This is a genomic window from Carnobacterium jeotgali MS3 (assembly GCF_000745125.1).
Classification (GTDB): domain Bacteria; phylum Bacillota; class Bacilli; order Lactobacillales; family Carnobacteriaceae; genus Carnobacterium_B; species Carnobacterium_B jeotgali.
In genome coordinates this window covers 231351-256878 of the sequence record NZ_JQNF01000007.1, presented here as the reverse complement: position 1 = coordinate 256878, position 25528 = coordinate 231351, and the positions used below count along the sequence as shown (strand labels likewise).

Genomic DNA, 25528 nt, shown 5'->3' with positions numbered 1-25528 from the left:
CGAAAGCTCCTTTCTATACTAATTTTTGCTGCTGCGGCTGGTCGCTTACTAATACACCATCTCTAAACGTGACAATTCGTTTAGTATATAAGGCTACTTCAGGTTCATGGGTGACCATTAAAATTGTTGTTCCTTCGGCGTTCAGTTCTTGGAAAATACGCATAATGTCGACTGTTGTTTTAGAATCAAGATTTCCTGTAGGTTCATCTGCCATTAATACAGAAGGATTATTTACAATCGCTCGAGCAATGGCAACCCGTTGTTTTTGACCACCAGAAATTTCATTTGGTTTGTGTTTAACGCGATTGCTTAGGTCGACACGCTCTAAGGCTTGTAAAGCACGTTCTCGTCTTTCTTTAGCTTTCACACCTGTATAAACTAATGGCAATTCAACATTTTCTAAAACGGACATACGCGGCATCAAATTAAAGGATTGAAAAACAAATCCGATTTCCTTATTGCGCACTTTTGCACTTTCGTTATCCGTTAAATCACTTACATTTTGATCATTCAGCATATACGTACCAGAATCAAAGCGATCTAATAAACCTAAAATATTCATCAATGTCGATTTTCCGGATCCGCTGGGTCCCATTATTGCAGTAAACTCACCCGCAGTTATTTCCAGGGAAATGGTATCTAAAGCGACTAATGTTTCGGCACCAGTTGTATACGTTTTAATAATATTTTTCACACTAATCATGTTCGTACTCCTTTCTATTTACTCGTCACTAGGGTGCCGTCATTGATAGTATCATCAGGAGATAATATGATTGAGTCGTCTAATTCTAGGCCATCTTTTACTTCTACGTGGGTAGATGATTGAATACCCGTTTCTATCTGTCTAACTATTGCTTTTCCATTTTCTACAACATAAACGTACGGTTTATTATCTTCATTGTATAATAGGGCTTCAATTGGAATAGCCAAAACATTTTCAGCAGTGTTTGTGTTAATAGCTACATCAATATCGAAGCCAACAAATAGATTTTCAGGTGGCGTATCAAATGAAATAATGGATTTTACAGCCGTCAATGTACCAGTTTGGCTCGTTGTAGTTGAGGCTACCGGATCAATGTGTGAGACTGTTCCATTAAATGATTCTTCTCCAGTTGTTAGAACGACAGTTTGTCCTTTTTCAACAAGAGGTGCATCTGATTTGCTTAAATTTATAGTCACTTGTAAATCCGTCAAGTCGGCAATAACAATAGCAGGTTCTCCAGTTTGACTGCTCAAATCTACTTGGTCATTTTTTGCGTTAACAGTTGTGACTGTTCCGCTAAAGTCAGCCGTCTGGGTTGTACCATCACTATAAGAAATAAGGCGGTCTCCTTCTTCAATAGAATCACCTACATTTACTGGCACATCTTGAACAAACCCTTGTCCAAATATAGCTTGTGTTTGGGTAGACTCAATTATTCCAGTTGTGCTTAACGTTTCCTTGATTGTCTCTTGCGTTACTTTAGCGGTTTGGACGTTAATTGTTTCTTCCTCTGAGTTAGAATTTACGACGCTGTAAACAATAAAAATGATGACCGCAATAGCTATAATAATTCCGATTCCTTTTTTCCAATTCATAGTACGATACTTCCTTTCTATGGGGACATTAGAAGTGGTAAGCGTTTTATTAATTATAATGATTTTAGTTTTTATAGTCTAGACTAAGCTCTTATATTTTAAATGATAAAATCATTATTTTATAAAATCTATCGGGCAACTGGTATACTAATGAAAAGCGCTAAAGAGGTGTTAGATGATGAAAAGAGAATTATTTGCAATTGGGGATGTTCATGGCCAAATCTCACTGTTTAAAGAACTGTTGAGCCATTGGGATGAAGAGTCCCAACAGTTGCTTCTAATTGGGGATTTAGGCGATCGTGGCGAGAATCCAAAAGACTGTTTCTTACTAGCAAAGACTTTAGTGGAGCAAAAAGGAGCGATCTATTTAAAAGGCAATCATGAAGATATGTTGTTGGCTTTTATGGATCATCCTGAAAAAAATTATGAGCTCTACTGTTTAAATGGTGGAATGAAAACTCTTGAAACGTTCTTACATCCAGGTTTAGATGCAGAATATTCACCTACAGAAATGGCATTATTTTTAACTAGTCGTTATCCTGAGCTGCGCCCTTTTCTTGAAACACTGCCTCTCTATTATGAATGGGGAAATTTTATATTTGTCCACGCAGGTGTTGATTTAGCTAAGCGTGATTGGCATCAAACGTCTGATGAAGATTATGTCTGGATTCGTGATCCTTTTCATAAAGCAAAAAATACTACCGGAAAAACGATTGTGTTTGGTCATACCATTACGCCAGCTTTATTCGGAGACAATCAAACAACGGATTTATGGATCAATGATAATAAAATTGGCATAGATGGAGGAGCTGTATACGGAGGAGCGCTTCATGGTGTATTATTTAATAAAGAAAAGCTAGTCAAAGATATCAAACTAGATAATACAGGATTTGTTTGGGATGGAGAAATATAAAATAGAGAAAAAATGAAGGAGTGATAAAATGATTCTTTTTGAAAATGTGTCTAAAGAATATGAAAAAGGTAAACCGGTAGTATCAAATATCGATTTGGAAATAAAAGATGGAGAATTTTTTGTGTTTATTGGACCAAGTGGAAGTGGGAAAACAACGACACTGAAGATGATCAATCGATTGATTCCATTAACATCAGGCTTTATTCGGATAGATGGAAAACCCATCAGTGATTACAATTTACAAGAATTGCGTTGGAATATTGGGTATGTATTGCAACAGATTGCTTTATTTCCCAATATGACAGTTGAAGAAAATATTACAATCGTACCGGAAATGAAAAAGTGGTCTAAAGAAGATATGCAAAATAGAGTGACCGAGCTTCTTGATAGTGTTGGTCTAGAACCAGAAGCATACCGGAAGCGTAAAACAGCTGAACTTTCAGGTGGAGAACAGCAAAGAATTGGTGTTATCAGGGCTTTAGCTGCTAATCCGGATATTATTTTAATGGATGAGCCATTTAGTGCGTTAGATCCAATCAGCAAGCACAATTTACAACAGGATGTAGCTAAACTGCAGAAAAAGTTGAACAAGACAGTTGTATTTGTAACGCATGATATGCAAGAGGCGCTAGCTTTGGGAGACCGTATCTGTTTAATGAACAATGGGAAAATAGAACAAATAGGAACACCCGATGACATTCGAAGACACCCTAAAAATGATTTTGTGCGTAACTTTTTACAAACGGGTATTAATGATTTTAAAGAGTCTCCAACGATTCAACAAATCATAGCTACTGGAAAGTTAGAAGTCAGAGAAGCAGTTGAAGGAATGGGGCCTTATTTAGCTCTTGAAGATACGGTTGATACATTGGTCGTTGCCTTAGCTAGAGAAGAATTTGTGAATATTAAAGAGAATGAAGGCAATTTAATTGGCAAGATTACAAAACAACAGCTGCTCGATTACCTGGCTCAAGAAATTCAAGTTGAAAAAGAAAGTATGGTGAGATAGTATGAATGAATTTATCACTACCTTTCAGGAACGTAAAGGTGAATTATTAACCGCACTGATTGAACACATGCAATTGTCATTTATCTCATTATTCATAGCAGTTATTATAGCTGTTCCGTTGGCAATCTACTTAACGAGACATAAAAGAATGGCGACGGTTATGATTCAAATTACATCTATTTTTCAAACTATCCCGTCACTTGCTCTGTTAGGTTTAATGATTCCATTAGTAGGGATTGGAACTGTACCAGCTGTTATAGCACTCGTTATTTATGCTTTGCTGCCAATCTTAAGAAATGCGTACACTGGAATAATGGAAGTTGACCCATCATTAAATGAAGCGGCAGATGCAATGGGAATGAATCGATGGAGGAAACTTACTAAAGTACAGATTCCGATTGCTATGCCTATTATTATGGCAGGAATACGGAATGCAATGGTATTGATTATTGGAACTGGAACCATTGCAGCCTTAATTGGAGCCGGTGGATTAGGAAGTCTTATTTTATTAGGAATCGATCGCGGAAATAATCATTTGATTTTATTGGGAGCTATTCCAGCTGCATTATTAGCCATTTTATTTGATTACCTTTTAAGCTTATTTGAAAAGATTTCATTTAAGAAAACAATGATTACATTAAGCATTCTTAGTGTCATTATATTAGGCTTGTTAATAGCACCATTATTAATGAAAGATAAAGAAGAATTGGTCATTGCTGGAAAATTAGGTGCCGAACCTGAAATCATTATGAATATGTATAAATACTTAATTGAAGAAGAAACAGATGTGGCAGTTACGTTGGAGCCCAATATGGGGAAAACAACTTTTGTGTTCAATGCATTAGAATCTGGAGATATTGATGTGTATACTGAATATACGGGTACAATTTTGGCTACTTTCTTAAATGAAGAATTAAATTCAACAGATGAACAAGACGTTTACAAACAAGCTAAAAAAGGTCTAGCAAGCCAATATGATATGACGTTGCTAAAACCCATGGCCTTTAACAATACCTATACGTTGGCGGTTACATCAGAATTAGCGGAACAATATGATCTGAAAACCATTTCTGATTTAATCCCAATCGCAGATGAAATTAAAGCAGGCTTTACTTTAGAATTTTCTGATCGTCAAGATGGTTATCTAGGAATTCAAGATTTATATAGTCTTAAATTTGGTGAAGTTCAAACAATGGAACCAAAACTGCGTTACGCAGCTATTGAGACAGGCGATATTAATCTAGTAGATGCGTATTCAACCGATAGCGAACTTGCTCAATATGACTTAGTTGTATTAGAAGATGATCGCGGATTATTTCCGCCATATCAAGGGGCTCCATTGATGCTAGACGAAACAATCGAGAATTTCCCAGAAGTTGAAGATATTTTAAACCAATTAGCTGGAAAAATTACGGATGCGGAAATGCGAGAAATGAATTATGCTGTAAATGTTGACGGAAAGAGTGCAAGTGAAGTTGCACAACAATTTTTAATGGATCAAGGTTTATTAGAAAAATAAAGAATGATATGTGTAAGCTATAAAGGAGAAGTTTATGAAAATCGGTGTACTATCAGATTTGCATATTGATACCAATAAGAAAAAATTAGCTGAGAACGAAACATTTGCAGAAATCGTTACTAGGCAAATCAACCGGCAAAAGATTGATTTGCTGTTGATTGCAGGGGACATCAGCAGTGATTATTTAGTATCTCAACAGTTTTTAGATGAAGTTACAACTAGAAGTGGAATTCCTGTATTGTTTGTCCCAGGAAATCATGATTTCTGGTCAATAAAAAATGGAGAAACGGATACCCAAAAAATCTATCAGTTTTTCAAAAATAAAACAAATAGTTTGTTAAATAAACCTTATATCTTGAATGATGAATGGGCAATTGTCGGAAATGCTGGTTGGTATGATTATGGTTATGGAGATCATACTAAATATACAGAAGCAGACTTTAATGAAATGAAATTAAGATTCGGTGCATGGCAAGACAAGCGCTACGTTCATTGGGGAAAAGAGAATAAACAAATTGCTCAATTGATGCTAAATAAGTTAGAATCAGATTTCCAATCCATTGGAGAACGAAAGGTTATCTTAATGACACATGTGGTCACTCATCCAAAGTTTGTCGTTCCCTTGCCACATAAAATCTATGATTATTTTAATGCTTTTCTAGGAAGTTCTTCGTATGAAAAGTTGTATCAAACGTATCCGATTGCGTATAGTATTATGGGGCATGTTCATTTCCGGAAAACCTTAGTGGACAATCAAACCACCTATATTTGTGCGTGCTTAGGCGGATCTAAACATTGGCTAACGAAAGATCCAGAAGCAGAAATTGTTAATGCGATAGTAACATTCCATTTACCAGAGAAATTGATGAAAAACTAGAAATAAAAAATGCGCAAAAGGGACTAATCCTTTTTGCGCATTTTTTACTGGCACAATCATATTCGGTATAAAAGAGTGATTTGGAGAGAGTACTATGTTTATGGTAAAATAGTTGAGTAAAGTGGAACGAGAGAGGAAGAGCTACATGACTGAAACAAATGAATCAATAGTATTAGATCTATTAAAAAATGAATTAAAAAGTTATTCTAAAAAGCAATTAACTACGGTTTTGGACTTATTAGCTGAAGGGAATACAGTCCCTTTTATAGCCCGTTATCGGAAAGAAATGACGGGAACATTGGATGAAGTCCAAATACGTGAAATAGAAGAACGTCATAGCTACTTAACGAATTTAGAAAAACGTAAAAATGATGTCCTAAGAACGATTGATGAACAAGGAAAATTAACACCAGAACTAGAAGGAAAAATTAAAAAAGCAGCGAAAATGCAACTAGTGGAAGATTTGTATCGTCCATTTAAACAAAAACGCCGGACGAAAGCAACGATTGCAAAAGAAAGTGGCTTAGAACCCTTAGCAGAATGGTTGCTGTCTTTCCCGAATGACAGTGTACAAGTAGAAGCAGAAAAATACGTTAATGAAGACAATGATATTGCTACAAGTGAAGAGGCATTAGCTGGAGCACATGAAATTCTTGCCGAACAAATTGGGGATGAACCTAGATATCGGACATGGATTCGTGACTATAGTTTTAAAAATGGAGCTATCACAGCTAAAGTCAAAAAAATTGAAAAAGATGAAAAGGGAACTTTTGAGATGTATTATGACTATAGCGAACCATTGTCAAAAGTCGCTTCTCATCGTATTTTAGCAATGAATCGTGGCGAAAAAGAGGATATTTTAAAGGTTTCTTTTGAGTTGAATGAACAAAAAATTCATGAATACTTAGAAAAACAATTAATTGAACAGCCTCAATCGACAACGGTACCGTTTATAAAAGCTGCTTACGAAGATAGTTACAAAAGATTCATCGGACCATCAATTGAACGTGAGATTCGTGCAGAATTAACGGAAACAGCGGGTGAACAAGCCATTCATATTTTTGGGGAAAACTTGCGTAATTTGTTATTGCAAGCTCCGTTAAAAGGGAAAATTGTCTTAGGTTTGGATCCAGCTTACCGTACAGGATGTAAACTAGCTGTTATCGATCCTACAGGTAAAGTATTAGCGATTGATGTGATTTATCCGCATAAACCAGCAGGTGCAAATGCACGTGCAGAAGCAGCGGTTAAGTTTAAAGAATTAGTCGAATCTTACCAAGTTGAAATGATTGCAATCGGCAATGGAACGGCTAGTCGTGAGTCTGAAACCTTTGTTGCTGAGAATTTGAAAGAATTAGAAAGACAAGTCTTTTATGTCATTGTAAATGAAGCGGGCGCTTCCGTTTATTCAGCAAGTAAAACGGCTCGAGAAGAGTTTCCAGATTTGCAAGTGGAACAAAGAAGTGCGGTTAGTATCGCACGTCGCTTACAAGATCCATTAGCTGAACTGGTTAAAATAGATCCTAAATCGGTTGGTGTGGGTCAATACCAGCACGATGTTTCTCAAAAGCAATTGGAAGAACGACTTGATTTTGTAGTGGAAACGGCCGTTAACCAAGTTGGTGTCAATGTGAATACTGCAAGTGCACCTTTATTGCAACATATTGCAGGCTTGAATAAAACAACCGCAACGAATGTGGTAGCTTATCGTGAAGAAAATGGGCGTTTTGAAAGCCGTGCTCAATTGAAGAAAGTTGCTCGTTTGGGACCTAAAGCTTACGAACAAGCAGTAGGATTCTTACGTATTATTGGCGGGAAAAATGTATTAGATAATACAGGTATCCACCCTGAAACCTATAAAGAGGCAAAACAAATACTTGAATCAGCAGGACTAGCTTTAGCAGATATAGGTAGTATGGAAGCCAAAAAAGTTCTAGAAAAAATGGATTTATCAGCTTTGGCTGAACAAGTTGAGCTAGGTAAAGAAACGGTAAAAGATATGGTACAAGCTTTATCAAAACCGGGTCGCGATTTGCGAGATGAATTAGCAGCACCATTGTTGCGCACGGATGTTTTGAGTATGGAAGACCTTATACCAGGTATGGAACTAGAAGGCACTGTCAGAAATGTCGTTGATTTCGGTGCATTTGTAGACGTTGGAGTTAAACAAGACGGAATGGTTCACATTTCTAAACTAAGTAAAGGGTATGTGCAACACCCAACAAATGTTGTTTCAGTCGGAGATGTCGTAACCGTTTGGGTCGATAATGTTGATTTGAAAAAAGGGCGAATTGCTTTGACCATGTTGAAACCAAAAGAATAAGAGTTTTATAAAAAAAGGAATTGGGAGTACGTGTCCCAACTCCTTTTTTTGTGCAACGGTTTTTAGTTGTAGGAAAGCGGGTAAACTTGTAAAATAAAGCCTAAGTAATTAATTGATGAAATAAAATTAGGATTTAAAAGGAAGAGTCGGAATGAATCAAATTGAGTTACAGGTACTAGTGGAAAAGACATCACTCGATTGTTTTGGATTGCCTTTTCAGCACCAAGCAACTTTTAACAATCGGTTGCGTACAACTGGAGGGCGTTACCATTTAAAGTCGCATCATTTAGACTTCAATCTAAAAGTGTTAGAAACATTTGGAGCAGACGAGTTTTTAGGCGTGATTAAACATGAACTGTGCCATTATCATTTGCATTTATCGGGTAAAGGATTTCAGCACAAAGACAAAGAATTTAAACAACTATTAACTGAAGTCGGTGGATCAAGATTTGTAAAGTCGTTAGGTAACCCTAAGCCAGTAAAAAAAAGAGTAGTGTATCAATGTCAAAGTTGTGCACAGTTCATTTATCGTCAGCGTAAAGTGAATACTCAAAAGTACGTTTGTGGTCAATGTAGCGGTAAGTTGTTGTACATTAAGATTCAGGAATGAAATAACAAAACTTAGGGGTGAAAAAAATGAATCAAACACAAATAATTCAGCAAAAATTAATGACCGTTTTCCCCTCATACGGCAGTCCGTTAAAAAAGCAACTAGCGATTGATGAAACAGAAAAAATATTTCGAACGCTAGCAGGTAGTTTGGCACAACAAAAATCAAGTTGGTCAACAATCAGTGGACTCTGTTCTGTAAAAAATGATTTTACGACTGAACCACCTGTCTTAGTAAATAAAAAGGGCACGGTTTTCCCACTTTGGAAAATAGTATTGGATTTTGAAATGACTTGGTTGAAAAAGAGAACAAAAACGGTATCTGTTCTTGATTATGGTGCAGTGGGTGATGGAGAGAAAGATTGTACAACCGCCTTTAAAAAAGCTTTGGATTCAGGATTTAGACGGGTAATCATCCCACCTGGAAATTATGTCATTAGAGAAATTGAAGTTCCTTCTCATACAGAATTGGTTGGAAGTGGAATCAATCGAACTAGGCTTGTTTTGCATAAGGATGCCCCCAAAAAAGCACGCTTGATTACGAATAAACATCATTTAAATGGCAATCATCATATCTATATTGAAGGAATGAGTTTAGATTGGAATGTTACAAGGTTAAGCAGCACCGAAAAGACAGCGACCGGTGGAACATACTCAAGTGGGATTACGCTAGCCAAAGTGAAATATGCTGTAATTCGTAATGTGAAAATAATTAATCCGGGATTGCATGGCATCGATGTTACATCAACACTATATAATTACTCAGGAGACGGTCTTAGAGCAACTGGAGGCAGTCAATACGTTTGGATTGATCAAATTGAAACAAGCGGATTTGGCGATGATGGAATTACCACTCACCATAGCGATTATCTGTTTATCTCTAATTCTTATGCGCATCATCCTAGTGGACGTTCTCACAAAAAAGGCTACTCTAATTCAAATGGAATCGAAGTAGATGATGGTTCGCAACATGTGACTTTAGTAAATAACCATACAGCTTTTTGTTTTGGAGGGGTTGAGATAAAAGCTCATGAAACAAGTTCGGCCGCTTCGGATGTTCAAATTGTTGGGCACTTTTCGGAGCATGACAACCGATCTTATAATTTTAGGCACATCGGTCACCACCAAGGAGATGATGCTTACTCGAAATCAGCTTTTGGTATACGAGCAACTTTTCTTGCCGCTTGTTATCCGCAAACGACTAATCTTTATACAGCTTCAACGCCAAGATCACTAGTTGTATCTGCGTACCAAAAAGTAGCCATTCACCAGTTTTTTGCTGTAACCAAACAAGAGAATCGGTCAGACAAAATTGCTATAGCTATCCAATATCGGGCAGCAGAAGTTGCTATTAAAGGAATTCAGTTGAGAAATTATGGACATGCAAAAAAACCTGTCCGCATAGGTAAAGAAACAGGTAGAGTATACCTAGATGGATACGTGGTTTAAGCTAGTCAGATAAAATCTTTAAATCGCCATATTTCTAGTAGTTTTATGTTATGATTAACGGGAATAAATTAGAGATAGGGGAAGAGTAATGAATACGATATATCCAGATGACAGTTGGGCATTACACACTGATCTATACCAAATCAATATGATGAAAACCTATTGGGAATTAGGAAAAGCAGATGCACATGCGGTTTTTGAATCGTATTTTAGAAGTAACCCTTTTAATAGTGGATATGCTGTTTTTGCCGGATTAGAGCGCATTGTGCAGTACATTCAAAAATTAAAATTTACGCAAAGTGATATTGATTACTTAAGAAGTTTAAACACATACCCAGAAGGATTTTTAGCTTATTTAAAAGACTTTAAATTCAAAGGAACGATTCGTTCAATGGTTGAAGGAGAAGTTGTTTTTGCAGGAGAACCGCTTATTCAAGTAGAAGGTCCGTTAGCAGATTGCCAACTAGTTGAAACAGCTATTTTAAATGTTTTAAATTACCAAACGTTGATTGCAACCAAAGCATCTAACATCAAATCAATTGTAAAAAATGAGCCCGTTTTAGAATTCGGTACGCGAAGAGCACAAGAAATGGATGCAGCTATCTGGGGAACAAGAGCTGCTTATATTGGAGGATGTGATGCAACAAGTAATACACGTGCAGGGAAGATTTTTGGTATTCCTGTTAGTGGAACGCATGCGCACTCATTAGTACAAGTTTACCGCAATGATTATGATGCATTTATAGCGTATGCGACAACACATAAAGAGTGTGTTTTTCTAGTAGATACTTATGATACTTTGAAATCTGGCGTTCCAAATGCTATTCGAGTTGCAAGAGAACTTGGCGATAAAATCAATTTTTTGGGTGTCCGGATTGATAGTGGAGACATGGCATACATTTCAAAAAAAGTACGTCAACAACTTGATGATGCTGGATTTACTGAAGCAAAAATATATGCATCAAATGATTTAGATGAAAAGACCATTTTAAACTTGAAAATGCAAGGTGCTCGCATTGATGTATGGGGCGTAGGGACAAAATTAATCACAGCATACGACCAACCGGCTCTGGGAGCTGTTTATAAATTAGTTTCTATTGAAGATGAACAAGGAAATATGGTAGACACATTGAAACTTTCTAGCAATGCTGAAAAAGTTTCAACACCGGGTAAAAAACAGGTGTGGCGTATTACTAAAAATGAAGATGGCAAGTCAGAAGGCGATTATATTACTCTTTGGGAAGAAAGACCCGACCAAAAAGAAGAATTGTTTATGTTCCATCCGGTACACACATATATTAATAAAACAGTAACGGATTTTAGTGCTAGACCTCTACTAAAAGAAATTTTTGTAGATGGAGAATTAGTGTATGATCTGCCAAAATTAATGGAAATTAAAACGTATGCTGAAGTCAGTTTAGGGATGCTTTGGGAAGAGTATAAACGTAGCTTAAATCCAGAGGCATATCCAGTAGATCTATCACAATCAGCGTATCACCATAAAATTAAGTCCATTGAAAAAGCACGCGATGACGTGAAAAAACTGTCAAATAAACCACTTATCTAATAGTAAAATAGTTTCAAAAAAAGGATCAGTTACTGATTCTTTTTTTGAAGTTAGAAATGATAAAGTCAAAAAAAACTATGCTATACTACGTTTAACGATTAATCAAAGAAAAGGGGACACAGATATGGCAGAATTAAAAAAACAAATCATTGAAGAAATGCGCGTTCAACCATCTATTGATCCAAAAATTGAAATACGAAAAAGTGTGGATTTTTTAAAAGATTATATAAAAAAATATTCTTTTTTAAAAACGTTAGTATTGGGTATCAGCGGAGGGCAAGACTCGACGTTAGTTGGGAAATTAAGCCAGTTGGCCATGACTGAATTGCGAGAAGAGACTGGAGATAACGAATATCAATTTATTGCTGTACGCCTCCCTTATGGGGAACAAGCCGATGAAAAAGACGCTATGGATGCCATTGAGTTTATTGGAGCAGATAAAGTTGTTAAAGTTAATGTGAAACCTGGAGTAGATGCAACTGTACAAACTTTAGAAGATAGCAGTACAACTGTTAGTGATTTTGTTAAAGGAAACATCAAAGCTCGTCAACGAATGATTATTCAATATGCTATAGCTGGAAGTCATAAGGGTGCTGTAGTGGGAACCGATCATTCTGCGGAATCCGTTACCGGATTTTACACTAAATTTGGTGATGGCGGAACGGACATTAATCCAATCTTTAGATTAAATAAACGCCAAGGAAAAGCTCTATTAAAAGAACTTGAAGCCCCAAAACATCTATACGAAAAAATACCAACTGCAGATTTAGAAGAAGATAAACCATCATTACCAGATGAAAAAGCATTAGGCGTAACTTATGATCAAATTGATGATTACTTAGAAGGCAAAGAAGTGCCAGCAGAAGCAGCTCAAAAAATTGAAAGTTGGTTTGTAAAAACAGAACACAAACGACACTTGCCAATTACGATATTTGATGATTTTTGGAAATGAAAAATTGAACAATAAAGGAAATAAGCATTTATAAAAGGCTGGAAGACAAATTCCAGCTTTTTTGTTCTTATAAATTGGCTAGATTTTTAAAGTCTTTTCAAAAAAAAAAAACAAGGAGGTGGAACGAATGGAAATGGAGAAGTTGTCACTCGTCGTTCCTTGTTATAATGAGGAACAAACGATTCCTCTCTTTTTTGCTGCAGTGGAGAAAATCCGTACAGCGTTGACGAATACGACTATAGAATATATCTTTGTTAATGATGGTTCGAAAGACCATACATTAACGGTATTAAGAGAAATGGCACAAGATTACCCCGATTCGATTCGATATTTGTCCTTTTCACGAAATTTTGGAAAGGAAGCTGCTTTGTATGCAGGGTTAGAGCATACTACTGGTGACTATGTAGCTGTAATGGATGTGGATTTGCAAGACCCACCTGAATTATTGCCACAAATGCTCCATTTAATACGGGATGAATCTTATGATTGTGTAGGGACAAGAAGAGTCAATCGAAAAGGCGAGCCCCCTATTCGGTCATTTTTAGCAAAAGAGTTTTATCGAGTGATGAATCGTATTTCAGATGTGAAATTTGTAGATGGAGCGCGAGATTATAGATTGATGACCCGCCAAATGGTGGATGCTATTCTCAGTATGACTGAAGTAAATCGTTTTTCAAAAGGGATTTTTAGTTGGGTAGGATTTGACACAAAATATTTAGAGTTTGAAAATAAGGAACGTGTGGCTGGCAAGTCGTCTTGGTCGGTATGGTCTTTATTTAAATACTCATTAGATGCAATAGTCGATTTTTCAGATATTCCTTTGGCACTAGCATCGTTTGTAGGATTAGCCTCTTTTATTATTGCTGTATTCTTCATGATCGTGATTATTATTCGAACGGTCTTATTTGACGATCCAACAGCTGGGTGGCCTTCTTTAGTGACGATTATACTAGCTATCGGAGGATTGCAATTATTCTGTTTAGGTATAGTAGGGAAATATCTTGGAAAAACCTATTTAGAAACAAAAAAAAGACCCATTTATATTTTAAAAGAAACAGATAAAAAGCCAAAAAAATAAAACAGGTTAAGAACGTTTTTAGTAAAGGTGACTGTGATGAAAAAAATAAATAAAAAACGAATGAATCAATTTACAGATAGCGATTCTGGTAGGCTGATAAATGGTTTGAAAACGATTCTTTTAGGATTGATTACAGCATTCATTGGAAACTTTTCCTTGCAACTGTTTCAAAATCAATATAATTTTTCCTTAGCTATTCATTTTACTTTTCAGTGGCATACAGAGATGTTTTTATTAGGAATGTTTTTGTTATTTACGCTGTATTTATGGCTTACAGCACTCAGCGGCTCTCGTTGGTTGAGTGCATTAATTTTGTTGATTATCACAGTAGCAATGGGAGTGACCACGCAACAGAAGATGGCCTTACGCGGTGAGCCGTTATATCCCTCTGATTTCACGATGATCAATGAATTGCCTTTTTTGCTTAAAATGGTTGATAGAAAATTAGTAATAGCGGTTATTATCTTACTAATAAGTCTAGTGAGCCTAGGTATTATCTTGTTCATTAAGAAAAAAAGAAGTTCAAAGCAATGGACTAATCCGGTACAAAAGAAATTAAACTGGATAGTAAGAGGAGTAACGTTTATTATCACTAGCGGTGTTCTTCATTACAGCATTGGATTTAATCAGCCGGGAAATGTATTGAAGTCTGCCTACGATCGTTATGCCTATTGGATACCTTACAGCCAACAAATGAATTATTATAATAATGGCTTTATAGGAGGCTTTTTGTATAACTTGGGTGTCGATGCAATGACAGAACCAGCTAACTATTCAAAAAAACAAATAGCGGATATCGTTCAAAAATACAAAGAAAGAGCAGCTGAAATAAACGAAACGAGACCAGCAGCAATAAATGATGTGAATATCGTTTATGTAATGAATGAAAGTTTTTCAGATCCTTTAGCTCTGGAAGGAGTAACCGTTTCAGAAGATCCTATTCCAAAAATACGACTATTGAAGGAAACTACTTTGAGTGGAACAATTTTATCTCAAGGATATGGAGGTGGAACGGCCAATATTGAATTTGAAGCATTGACGGGACTGTCCATGGAACCAATGTCGGCAAGTTTAACAACTCCTTATACGCAATTGGTTTCTAGAATGAATGAACTGCCATCTGCCATCTCCTATTTAAAACAGCAGGGTTATGCAACAACGGCTATTCATCCCTATAATACAACGATGTATAAACGGAATGAAGTATATCAAAAGTTAGGGTTTACAACATTTTTAAATGAAACAAATATGGAGTTTTCAGCTAAAAAAGGTCAAAATCCTTATATTTCAGATGAATCAGCTTATCAAGAAGTCTTACAACAAATGGAAACCACAGATGAATCGGATTTTATTCATTTGGTTACCATGCAGAATCATATGGTTTATAGTGGTAAATACCCTGGAACAGCTTTCTCAGCTCAAGGAACGGGAAATGCCAAAGAAGCAGCTAACTATTTGCAGGACTTGTCTTATAGTGATGACGCACTAGCTGATTTTTTAACAACTATAGATGAATTACCTGAAAAAACAATTGTCATATTCTGGGGCGACCACTTACCTAGTTTTTATAGTGAAACTATTGCTGAAACCAATGGAAGTTTAAAAATGCATCAGACTCCGCTGTTAGTTTATCCTAACTTTGCAGAAAAATCGGGTGCATTAGGAACCATCAGCCCAATTTATTTCATGAATCATATTTTAAATACTACAAATGCGCAAGTTACCCCTTATTATGCTTTGTTGATGGAGTTAGAAGAAGCTTTGCCAGCTTTTGAAAAAGGGTTATATATTGAACGAAATTCAACAGAAGTATTTGAAAAAAGAGCAGATCTTTCAGAAGAAACACAAGAGTTATTAAAGGTTTATGATACAATTCAATACGATGTGACCGTGGGTGAAAATTATAGTAAAGCGTTTAACTTCTTTGAAGATTAAATGCTTTATTTTTTCGCTTGCTTTTTTGGTCTATACCATTTATAATGATAAAAAAGAGTAAAGGAGAAAACTTAAATGGCTAATGTATTTACAAATGTAACAGTGTATACAGGAGAAGAAAAGATTGAAAATGCTTTTATTCGTTTCTCTGAAGAAATTTTAGCTGTAGGAAGAATGAGTGAATATAAAAAAGAAACGGCTGATCAAGAACAAGATGCTTCAGGGAAAATTGTTTTGCCTGGGTTTATTGATGTCCACAGTCATGGTGGATACAGCTACGACAATATGGATGCGAATTCAGAAGAAATCAATCAAATGATCCAAAAAATGCATCAAGAAGGAATCACTTCTTACTTTGCGACAACGATGACGCAATCTTACGATGCTATCGATAAAGCACTGGTAGCGATCAATGAAGCGGCCATTAAAAATCCAGCGATACAAGGAATTCATTTAGAAGGTCCTTTTGTTTCGAAAGTTTTTAAAGGAGCACAACCAGAAGAATTTATTCGTGTGCCAGATGCAAAACAAATGGAAAAATGGAACAAGTTAAGTGGGAACCGGATTCGATTAGTAACGTATGCTTCTGAAACAAGCGATGCTTCAGAATTTGAAGATTATTGTGTGAATCATAATATTGTCCTTTCAATCGGACACAGCAATGCTACTAGAGCTCAGTTGATGGATTCTAAAGCTTCTCATATTACACATTTGTATAATGCACAAAGAGGGTTACATCATCGCGAACCTGGAGTGACTGGTCATGCATTCTTAGAAGACTCTATTTATACTGAAATGATTGTCGATGGGTACCACATCCATCCTGATATGGTTAACCTTGCATATAAAGTTAAAGGTCCAGACAGAATTGAAGTAATCACAGATTCAATGCGTGCTAAAGGCTTGCCAGATGGAGAAAGTGAATTAGGTGGACAAAAAGTTTTAGTGAAAAATAGCCAAGCAAGATTAGAAGATGGAACGCTAGCAGGAAGTGTATTAACGTTCAATGATGCATTTAAAAACATTATGGCTTTTACAGGTTGTTCTATTGAAGATGCTGTAAAAATGACTTCTGTCAATCAAGCAAGAGAATTTGGGTTAAATAAAAAAGGTAGTTTAAAAACTGGAATGGATGCTGATTTAATTTTAATGAGCAATGATTTTGATGTAGAGCATACATTTAGTTACGGGAAAATGGTTTATTAAACTAAAATTGAAAAGAAAAGGTGGAAATTAAAAAATGGAACTAATTATTGTGAAAGATAACATCGAAGGCGGAAAGAAAGCATTTGAATTGATTAAAGAAGGCATGAATCAAGGAGCAAAAGTATTAGGTTTAGCTACAGGGAGTACACCTATTACTTTGTATCACGAAATGATTCAAAGTGACGTAGATTTTTCAGAAATGACAGCTCTTAATTTAGATGAATATGTGGGACTTGCACCTACAGATTCTCAAAGTTACCATTATTTTATGGACCAAGAACTTTTTTCTAAAAAACCATTTAAAGAAACATTTGTACCAAATGGTATGGCTAAAGACGCACAAGAAGAATGTGAACGTTATGATCAAATTATTGAAAAACACCCAATTGATATTCAAATTTTAGGTATTGGCAGCAACGCACATATTGGATTTAATGAACCTGGGACTTCTTTTGATTTAACAACACATAAAGTTGAATTGCTTCCATCTACAATTGAAGCGAATAAACGCTTTTTTGATACTATTGAAGATGTTCCACGTTTAGCTTACTCAATGGGAATCAAATCAATTATGAAATCTAAAAAAATAATTTTGATGGCGTATGGTGAAACAAAAGCTGAAGCTATCAAAAATACAATTGAAGGACCTGTAACTGAAAATGTCCCTGGAAGTATCTTGCAAAATCATGACAATGTAATTATGATTGTAGATGAGGCAGCAGCGAAATTAATTCAACGTTAGGAGCGAAATAATGGCTAAGGCGACACCCATTTACATTCAAATTCATAATCAGATAAGAAAAATGATAGAACAAGAAGTTTGGAAAATTGGAGAGCGTATTCCTTCTGAAAGAGATTTAGCTATCCAATTTAGTGTCAGCCGAATGACCTTGAGACAAGCCGTACAAACTCTTGTAGATGAAGGAATACTAGAGCGAAAAGTAGGGTCTGGTACCTATGTATCCAATAAAAAAGTGCAAGAAAAAATGGCAGGTATTCAAAGTTTTACAGATATTATGATTTCACAAGGACGAAAACCAACAAGTAAAACAATTTCTTATCACGTGAAGCCTGCCAGTGTGAGTGAAGCTGGAAATTTGAAGTTAAAGACTGAAGATATGGTTTTAAGAATGGAACGGATTCGTTATGCTGATGAAATTCCCATTTGTTTTGAAGTAGCAACGATTCCATATTATCTGGTGGAATCGTTAGGAAAACAGGAAATCACAAAATCTCTCTATAAAGTATTGGAATCTGAACAAGGCATTACCGTCATGCGAGCTGAACAAACCGTTTCAGCCATGAGAGCTTCTGAAAAAATTGCGGAATATTTATCAATAAAACGTGGGGAATCTATTCTTCAGTTAAAACAAATTAGTTATTCAAAAGAAAATCTGCCTTTTGAGTATGTTCGTACTCAATATGTAGGCGAAAGATTTGAATTTTATTTAGAAAAAGATTTACGCTAAGCAATTGCTAGCGTAATTTTTTTTGTTTTCACGGTACTCGTAAAATTCAAAACTAAATTGCAATTGTGTTTTAGTAATTATGTTTGTATAATGAAATGAAGAATGGCTTTGAAAGTAGGTTTCTTTTTTATGTATGATATGTTTCAAGTTTTAGTGTTCTGTTTGTTAACAGTCATTATCAGTTTTATACTAACACCGCTAATAAAAAAATTAGCATTAAAAGTAAATGCTATAGACAAACCTGGTGAAAGACGAGTAAACGTAAAGCCTATGCCAACATTAGGTGGATTAGCCATCTACTTGTCTTTTTATATTTCATTGTTTTTTTTGCAACCTATCCCTTTTAAACAAGTGATACCCTTGTTTATTGCGTCTACTGTTATCATTATCACAGGTATAATCGATGACTTAGTCGAGATATCGCCAAGAATGAAACTGTTAGGTATTGTTATAGGCGCGCTTATCATTTATTATGTTGCTGATATTCGAATGGATCTTGTTACATTGCCTTTAATTGGAGAAATACAATTAGGTGTTTTCAGTTTACCAATAACGTTACTGTGGATATTAGCTATTACAAATGCTGTTAATCTAATTGATGGCCTAGACGGGCTAGCAACTGGAGTTTCAATTATTGCCTTAACGACCATGGGTATCATTGGATTTTTCTTTTTAACGATTGATGATGTTGTGGTACCTATCATGATTTTTACGCTAGTTGCTGCAGCTGTTGGTTTTCTACCGTATAATTTTTTTCCAGCTCGCATTTTTTTAGGAGATACTGGCGCTTTATTTCTAGGCTTTATGATTTCTATTATGTCGTTACAAGGATTGAAAAATGCTACATTGATTACAGTTATCATACCGGTTGTCATATTAGGCATACCGATTACTGATACGGTAGCCGCTATATTGCGAAGACGGTTAAATCGAAAACCAATTTCTAGTGCGGATAAAATGCATTTGCATCATCGCCTAATGACATTAGGTTTGACTCATAGACAAACGGTACTGGCTATTTACTGTATTGCCGCAATGTTTTCATTGATTGCATTAATGTATCCATTATCTGATTTCATAGGTTCCATAATGTTAACCATAGGGTTATTGCTTGGTTTAGAGTTGTTTATGGAATTAATTGGTTTAGTGAGTGAAGAAAGAAGACCTTTATTATCAAGACTAGGACGTTTTGCAAAGAAATTAAATCGAAAACGATAAAAAATGGGCACCAAGATTAAACAGTCTTGGTGCCCATTTTTTTATTTATTAAATTATGCAAAAGATAAAGAACGAAGTCCTCTAGTAAGCGTAATTCGTTAAGCCATTTGTTTCAAATTCATAATCTTCAGCATCACGTTCATCTAAAGAATCTAGACCTAATGCTACTCGGAAACGATGACTAATAAAATCAACACTATCTGGATAAAGTTCAACCATACTTGCACCATTTAACATGAAATCAGTCCATTCAAATGTATAAGAGTTGAATTTATATGAACCTTCTAGTCCTGTTTGAGCGATTCCTAGCATTTCATTAAACGTTAAATCTGTACGCATATTTGATCCAACAGCTTCAATAACATCAGTGTATTTAGTAATTGAACCAACACTTAAGGCTTTTTCTACAATGGCTTGTATCAGCAATTGTTGTCTTTCTCCACGCATCACGTCATTATCAATTTTTCTTGTACGAGCCAAGGCTAACGCTTCTTCACCATTCAACGTTTGATACCCTTTTTCTAAAGTGATTTGATTCATCTTACCATCAGAATTTTGTTCTGAGAAAGTTATCGGAACATCCATTTCGACTCCACCTAAAGCATCAATGATTTTTAAAAAGGCATCAAAATTAAATGTTACGTAATAATGAATAGGAACATCTAGCAATTCTTCAACTGTTTCAATTGTTGCTTGCTCCTCACCTTCGCTATAAGCGGAGTTGATTTTGTCCTCACCTTCATTTTCCCCTTGGTACATGATTGGAGTATATGTATCTCTAGGGATACTGACCATATTTACTTCATGGTTATTAGGGTCGATAGTAAGGTAGATAAGTGAATCCGTTCTTGAACTGCCAAGCTTTCTATCTTCAGTATCATCAATTCCCATGATCAAGATAGAAGTCGTTTCTTTAATCGGATCGACTTCTATTTCTTTCGTACGATCTAGCTCATGATACGAATCATCAATCGTTTTTTGAGCAGTTGCGTATAGCTTAGCTGCATAAACTGCTCCTCCTAAAAGGATGATCATAATTGGAATTAGTATACTGAGAATAATAATATTTTTTCGTTTTTTTCTTTTATTAACGTACGATACACTTCTGCTAGTATTAGAATGTTTCTTCACTCTCATTCTCCTTCAAAAAATCATTTTGCTTTTCAGTTGATCAAATAGAGGCCACTACACAAAATCTTTAGCCTAAAATTTCTTGTTTATTCTATCACGAATAAAAACAAGTAGAAAGTTTATTTAAAAAAAGTAACGATTTCTTAATATTAACGTTACATTTTTTTGTCACAATAAACGTTTTCACCTATTTTAAAACTTACCTGCCCATTAAGCCATTCAATAACTTCTTCTTGGAACGCATTCAGGTGTTCTTGATCTACTAGGCAGACAAAAGAGACCACTTCGGAATAAAGAACATCCTTAATTGTATAGTTTGCTTCACGAAGAGAATTTTCTAATTTTCCAGAGGCTGGATAAGCAACGACAACAGTTATTTGAGTGTGTAGTCTTCTTTCAACTACACCGATTTCAACCAACCCCTGGCTGACAGCTTTTCCATACGCACGTATTAAGCCACCTGCTCCAAGCTTGATACCACCAAAATAACGAGTAACAACAACAACAACATTTTTTAATTGTTTTTTTTTCAGAACTTCTAACATAGGAACACCAGCTGTGCCAGAGGGTTCTCCATCATCGTATGCACGTTGAATTTCATCTTGTTCACCAATCAAATAAGCAACACAGTTATGATTGGCTTTGCTGTGTTCCTTTTTAACTGCTTGAATAAAGGTTTGAGCATCTGTTTCAGTTGTTACCTGCTTTAAATGGCAAATAAAACGAGATTTTTTAATTTCTAATTCAAATTGCCCATCTTGTTCAATTGTATAATAATGATTTAACATAGATAATCCTTTCGTTAACCTAAGTAATTACTTTGTTTAGTTAGTGTACCGTTAGTACGAGTATTCAACAAGGTCTAATCATAGAAAAAATAAGCAAAACCAGTCTGAGCAATTGAGGAGGTTGAACCCTAAAATATATATGCTATACTTTTATCTTAAGTATAAAATTTTAGATACAAAAATACGCTAGTGAGGTGATGATTTGAGGATCGCAGTGGTAACAGACAGTACTGCTTATCTAACAGAAGAGCAATGTGAACAATATTCTATTTACAGGTTACCTTTATCGGTAATTATGGGAAATGATGTTATAGAAGAAACGAGCATAACGAATAATGATTTTTTTAAAAGAGTCGAAGAAATGGATGCTTTGCCGACAAGTTCTCAACCAACCATTGGTCAAACGATAGATTTATTTAATAAACTTTCAAAAAATTATGATGCTGTTATAAGTGTTCATTTATCGAGTGAGCTTAGCGGGACATACAACACTATAGCAAGTTTAGCGAATATATACGAAGGTTTAAAGATTTATCCTTATGATTCAGGAATCAGTTGCTCAGCACAAGGGTATTTTGTACTAGAAGCAGCTAGAAGGGCAAATGAAGGGGCTACCGTTGAAGAAATTTTTCATGCATTTGAAAAAATGCAACCAACACTACAGGCTTACTTTGTCGTAAATGATTTACATCATTTGGTTCGTGGAGGGCGACTTTCCAATGGATCAGCAATGATTGGTTCGTTACTAAAAATAAAACCTATTTTACATTTTGAAGATAAAAAAATTACTGTTTTTGAAAAAATTAGAACGAAGAAAAAAGCACTTAAAAGAATCGAAGAGCTATTAGGAGAAGATGTCGAAAAAGGTTATCCAATTGTTTCGACAATTATTCATGCTAATGCTGAACAAGAAGCGGTTGAATGGATGGAAAGTTTAAAACACCGTTATCCAACTATTCGTTATGAACTCAGTTATTTCGGTCCGGTTATTGGGACACATTTAGGTGAAGGCGCATTAGGAATAACTTGGATAGAAGATTCAACAAAAAATTAAGCTATTATACTATTTTTATTAAAAAATTCATTTAGAACAACTATTTAATAGTCAAAAAGAGGTGAGATATTTTTCTTAACCTCTTTTTTTTGCGTACATTACTAAAAAGAGGTGAGTTGAGATGGATCTTTTTTTGATGGGAAGAGAATTAGTGCAAAGTGAACTGAATGAAGGGTTACCTGAAGAGTGGGAAGGGACTAGTTCACTAGGTTTTATAGAAATAGGAAAACAAATAACCTGCCGTCGTTGTGGAGCTAACCAGCCGCAAGACCGACAATCTGCTCCATGCAATTGTGGAGACCACTGTTTTTATTGCATTCGTTGTCTTCAAATGGGAAAAATAAAAAGATGCAGTCTGCTTTATGCCCTTACAGAAAAAAATCGATTTTCTCCTGTAAAAGAACCAGTATTAACTTGGCAAGGGAAATTATCAGTCCAACAAGAAAGGGCGTCTAAAGAGATTGAGTCGACGATAAAGGCAGCACAAACAAGATTGATTTGGGCAGTAGCGGGTGCTGGGAAAACAGAAATGTTATTCAAAGGAATTGAGTGGGCGCTAAGAGAAGGCAAAAGGATTTGCATTGCTTCACCACGGACAGATGTGTGTTTAGAATTAGCACCTCGTCTAAAAAGTGCATTTCAAGATGTTGAACAGCTCACTCTTTATGGAGATATGGAAGAGTCCTATAGGTACACACAATTAGTTATTGCCACGACGCATCAGTTGATGCGGTTTAAAGAGGCTTTTGATGTTTTAATTATTGATGAAATTGATGCTTTTCCGTTTGATACAGATAAAGGCTTACAGTTTGCAGCACAAAAAGCCAAAAAAACAGATGGATCCCTTATTTACTTATCGGCTACTCCAAATAAAAAAATGAGGCAGGATATCGCGCAAAAAAAGCTAACCGCTTCGATTTTACCGGCACGTTATCATGGATATGCTTTGCCAGAACCTAAAGCCATGTGGGCAGGAGATTGGCGCAATGCGATTATTAAGCGGCAAAAGAAAGCCGTTATCTATAAAGAAATTAATCATCTGATACAAGCGCATCGTCGCTTTCTTGTTTTTGTACCCAATATTGAATTGATGGTGAACTTTTCAGCATATCTTAAGGAAATTTTTCCACAATGTTCATTTACAAGTGTTTCTTCTGAAGATGAACAACGTAAAAAGAAAGTGGAGAGTATGCGTGATGAAACCTATCAGTTTATGCTAACGACAACTATTTTGGAACGAGGTGTCACTTTCCGAGATATAGATGTTTTAGTTATCGGCGCTGAAGATCGAACATTTACAGAAGCCGCCTTGATTCAAATTGCCGGTCGTGCTGGAAGACACCGAGATTTTCCAACTGGTGAAGTGCTTTTTCTCCATCATGGTCAAACAAAAGCCTTAAAAAGTGCTATTCGTCAAATAAAAAAAATGAATCGTTTAGCTCGCGAAAGGGGATTGCTGATAAACCAATGAATTGTTTATGGTGCAAGAAACCACAAAAAGAAGTCATTCAGTTAAGAACATTGCTTACTTTTACTAAAATTGAACCCACAGTTAGGTGTGATTCATGTTCTGCTAAATTAGTTTCATTACAGATTTGCCCTGTCTGTCTGGGCTGTAGTCGTTACTGGAGCGAGGATGGGCTCTGTCCAGATTGTCAAAAATGGAAAGCAGACTATCCGAACTATCCATTCAAACATACAGCTCTTTACCAATACAATGATTTCATAAAAGAGTGGATAGAAGCCTATAAATATGCTGGAGATTATCGGCTTGGAGAATTATATAAAAAGGAGATTCAAACTTTTTTTTATAAGCAGAAGAAATTAATCATTCCTATCCCGATAAGTTATAAAAGCAAACAATTAAGAGGCTTCAATCAAGTTGAAGGCTTGTTGGAATTTGCAAAGGTAAAGTACATGCCAGCGTTAATTCACTGTGGAACAGGAGAAAAACAATCAAGCAAAGATCGTAAAATGCGGATGCTGTCTCCACAACCGTTTAAAGTAGCTGAAATCTTTCAAGAGAATATAAAAGGCAAATCAATCATTTTAGTTGATGATATCTATACAACAGGCCGGACTTTTTTTCATGCTGCAGACTGTTTATTTGAAAATGGAGCAAAAAGCATTGAAACGTTTTCAATTTCTCGTTAAAATCCCCTAAATGTAATCGATTTTATTTGCAATATTTTGGGGTTAATATATAATTAATTTAAGCATATCATCATTTGAGTGGTCCAACTGATGAAGCTGATTCTGAGAAACAATCAGATGAAAGGGGAGAGTGTCTATGTTTAAATATAATGTCCGTGGCGAAAATATTGAGGTAACTGCAGCTATTCGCAGCTATGTTGAAAAAAAAGTGGGGAAAGTTGAGAAATATTTTAATGATGTACCTGAAGCAACAGCCCACGTTAATTTGAAAACGTATTCCGATAAAACTGCTAAAGTGGAGGTAACTATTCCTTTACCTTACTTGGTTTTACGTGCGGAAGAAACCTCGCCTGACTTATATGGAAGTGTGGATTTAGTTTCAGATAAACTTGAACGACAAATGCGCAAATATAAAACTAAAATTAATCGTAGAACTCGCGGATCCAATGTGGTTGTTCCTCCTGTTTTACCAGGTGAAGAACAAGAATCACATGAAGATGAAGTGAATATCGTTAGAACAAAACGACTATCATTGAAACCTATGGATAGTGAAGAAGCTGTTCTACAAATGGATATGTTAGGTCATAATTTCTTTATCTTTGAAGATGCAGATACAAATGGAACAAGTATTGTGTACCGTCGTAAAGATGGAAAATACGGCTTAATTGAAACAGAATAATTAAATGTACTGAAAAATTA

23 protein-coding genes are annotated in these 25528 nt (G+C 35.6%); 19 read left to right on the top strand and 4 right to left on the bottom strand.

Annotated elements, in window-relative coordinates:
• Nucleotides 1–13: 13 nt before the first annotated feature.
• A complete protein-coding gene (locus BP18_RS07295) occupies nt 14–703 on the bottom strand; it encodes an ABC transporter ATP-binding protein (protein ID WP_029276767.1) in 690 nt (229 codons plus the stop codon).
• Nucleotides 704–717: 14 nt separating this feature from the next.
• Entirely contained in the window at nt 718–1578 is an 861-nt protein-coding gene (locus BP18_RS07290) for an efflux RND transporter periplasmic adaptor subunit (protein ID WP_007721629.1), read from the bottom strand.
• Between the two features lie 178 nt (nt 1579–1756).
• On the opposite strand from BP18_RS07290, the gene BP18_RS07285 reads away from it, so the two are divergent.
• The 15 genes from BP18_RS07285 (at nt 1757) to BP18_RS07215 (ending at nt 19702) form a co-directional block, all read left to right on the top strand.
• Nucleotides 1757–2491 carry a metallophosphoesterase gene (locus tag BP18_RS07285; protein ID WP_007721624.1) on the top strand — a complete coding sequence of 245 codons (735 nt, stop codon included), beginning with the start codon at nt 1757–1759 and terminating at the stop codon, nt 2489–2491.
• A gap of 28 nt (nt 2492–2519) precedes the next feature.
• Nucleotides 2520–3500, top strand: coding sequence for an ABC transporter ATP-binding protein (locus tag BP18_RS07280; protein WP_007721621.1), 981 nt, complete (start codon nt 2520–2522; stop codon nt 3498–3500).
• A gap of 1 nt (nt 3501) precedes the next feature.
• Entirely contained in the window at nt 3502–5019 is a 1518-nt protein-coding gene (locus BP18_RS07275; RefSeq protein WP_029276765.1) for an ABC transporter permease/substrate-binding protein, read from the top strand.
• A gap of 34 nt (nt 5020–5053) precedes the next feature.
• Nucleotides 5054–5896 (top strand): metallophosphoesterase, encoded by an 843-nt coding sequence (locus BP18_RS07270; RefSeq protein ID WP_029276763.1) that lies wholly within the window; start codon nt 5054–5056, stop codon nt 5894–5896.
• A 145-nt stretch (nt 5897–6041) separates the two neighbouring features.
• A complete protein-coding gene (locus BP18_RS07265) occupies nt 6042–8219 on the top strand; it encodes a Tex family protein (protein WP_029276761.1) in 2178 nt (725 codons plus the stop codon).
• 151 nt (nt 8220–8370) lie between these two features.
• The gene (locus tag BP18_RS07260) at nt 8371–8829 is read left to right on the top strand and encodes a SprT family protein (protein WP_007721614.1); all 459 of its coding nucleotides are present in this window, start codon (nt 8371–8373) and stop codon (nt 8827–8829) included.
• Nucleotides 8830–8855: 26 nt separating this feature from the next.
• A complete protein-coding gene (locus tag BP18_RS07255; protein ID WP_007721612.1) occupies nt 8856–10277 on the top strand; it encodes a glycosyl hydrolase family 28-related protein in 1422 nt (473 codons plus the stop codon).
• 88 nt (nt 10278–10365) lie between these two features.
• Complete coding sequence (locus BP18_RS07250) at nt 10366–11844, top strand: nicotinate phosphoribosyltransferase (protein WP_007721610.1); 1479 nt, start codon at nt 10366–10368, stop codon at nt 11842–11844.
• A 124-nt stretch (nt 11845–11968) separates the two neighbouring features.
• The gene (gene nadE / locus BP18_RS07245) at nt 11969–12796 is read left to right on the top strand and encodes an ammonia-dependent NAD(+) synthetase (protein WP_007721608.1); all 828 of its coding nucleotides are present in this window, start codon (nt 11969–11971) and stop codon (nt 12794–12796) included.
• A 127-nt stretch (nt 12797–12923) separates the two neighbouring features.
• Nucleotides 12924–13874 (top strand): glycosyltransferase family 2 protein, encoded by a 951-nt coding sequence (locus BP18_RS07240; protein WP_007721606.1) that lies wholly within the window; start codon nt 12924–12926, stop codon nt 13872–13874.
• Nucleotides 13875–13910: 36 nt separating this feature from the next.
• Nucleotides 13911–15809, top strand: coding sequence for an LTA synthase family protein (locus BP18_RS07235; protein WP_029276758.1), 1899 nt, complete (start codon nt 13911–13913; stop codon nt 15807–15809).
• Between the two features lie 75 nt (nt 15810–15884).
• On the top strand, nt 15885–17015 hold the full coding sequence (nagA, locus tag BP18_RS07230; protein ID WP_007721602.1) for an N-acetylglucosamine-6-phosphate deacetylase: 1131 nt from the start codon (nt 15885–15887) through the stop codon (nt 17013–17015).
• A gap of 34 nt (nt 17016–17049) precedes the next feature.
• On the top strand, nt 17050–17757 hold the full coding sequence (locus BP18_RS07225; protein WP_007721601.1) for a glucosamine-6-phosphate deaminase: 708 nt from the start codon (nt 17050–17052) through the stop codon (nt 17755–17757).
• A gap of 10 nt (nt 17758–17767) precedes the next feature.
• Nucleotides 17768–18484: a GntR family transcriptional regulator gene (locus BP18_RS07220; RefSeq protein WP_007721599.1), complete on the top strand. Its 717-nt coding sequence runs from the start codon at nt 17768–17770 to the stop codon at nt 18482–18484.
• A gap of 138 nt (nt 18485–18622) precedes the next feature.
• Nucleotides 18623–19702, top strand: coding sequence for a glycosyltransferase family 4 protein (locus BP18_RS07215; protein WP_035019350.1), 1080 nt, complete (start codon nt 18623–18625; stop codon nt 19700–19702).
• 81 nt (nt 19703–19783) lie between these two features.
• On the opposite strand, the gene BP18_RS07210 is transcribed toward BP18_RS07215, so the two are convergent.
• Nucleotides 19784–20839, bottom strand: coding sequence for an LCP family protein (locus tag BP18_RS07210; protein WP_231549447.1), 1056 nt, complete (start codon nt 20837–20839; stop codon nt 19784–19786).
• Nucleotides 20840–20988: 149 nt separating this feature from the next.
• Nucleotides 20989–21621, bottom strand: coding sequence for a YigZ family protein (locus tag BP18_RS07205; RefSeq protein WP_007721593.1), 633 nt, complete (start codon nt 21619–21621; stop codon nt 20989–20991).
• Nucleotides 21622–21823: 202 nt separating this feature from the next.
• Between BP18_RS07205 and BP18_RS07200 the strand changes: the two genes are divergently transcribed.
• The 4 genes from BP18_RS07200 to hpf all read left to right on the top strand — a co-directional run bounded on the left by BP18_RS07200 (nt 21824) and on the right by hpf (nt 25508).
• Nucleotides 21824–22675 (top strand): DegV family protein, encoded by an 852-nt coding sequence (locus BP18_RS07200; protein WP_035050533.1) that lies wholly within the window; start codon nt 21824–21826, stop codon nt 22673–22675.
• A gap of 121 nt (nt 22676–22796) precedes the next feature.
• The gene (locus BP18_RS07195; RefSeq protein WP_035050532.1) at nt 22797–24146 is read left to right on the top strand and encodes a DEAD/DEAH box helicase; all 1350 of its coding nucleotides are present in this window, start codon (nt 22797–22799) and stop codon (nt 24144–24146) included.
• The gene (locus BP18_RS07190; RefSeq protein WP_035050529.1) at nt 24143–24829 is read left to right on the top strand and encodes a ComF family protein; all 687 of its coding nucleotides are present in this window, start codon (nt 24143–24145) and stop codon (nt 24827–24829) included. Before BP18_RS07195 ends, BP18_RS07190 begins: the two co-directional genes overlap by 4 nt.
• 136 nt (nt 24830–24965) lie before the next feature.
• Nucleotides 24966–25508: a ribosome hibernation-promoting factor, HPF/YfiA family gene (gene hpf / locus BP18_RS07185; RefSeq protein ID WP_007721586.1), complete on the top strand. Its 543-nt coding sequence runs from the start codon at nt 24966–24968 to the stop codon at nt 25506–25508.
• Nucleotides 25509–25528: the final 20 nt, after the last annotated feature.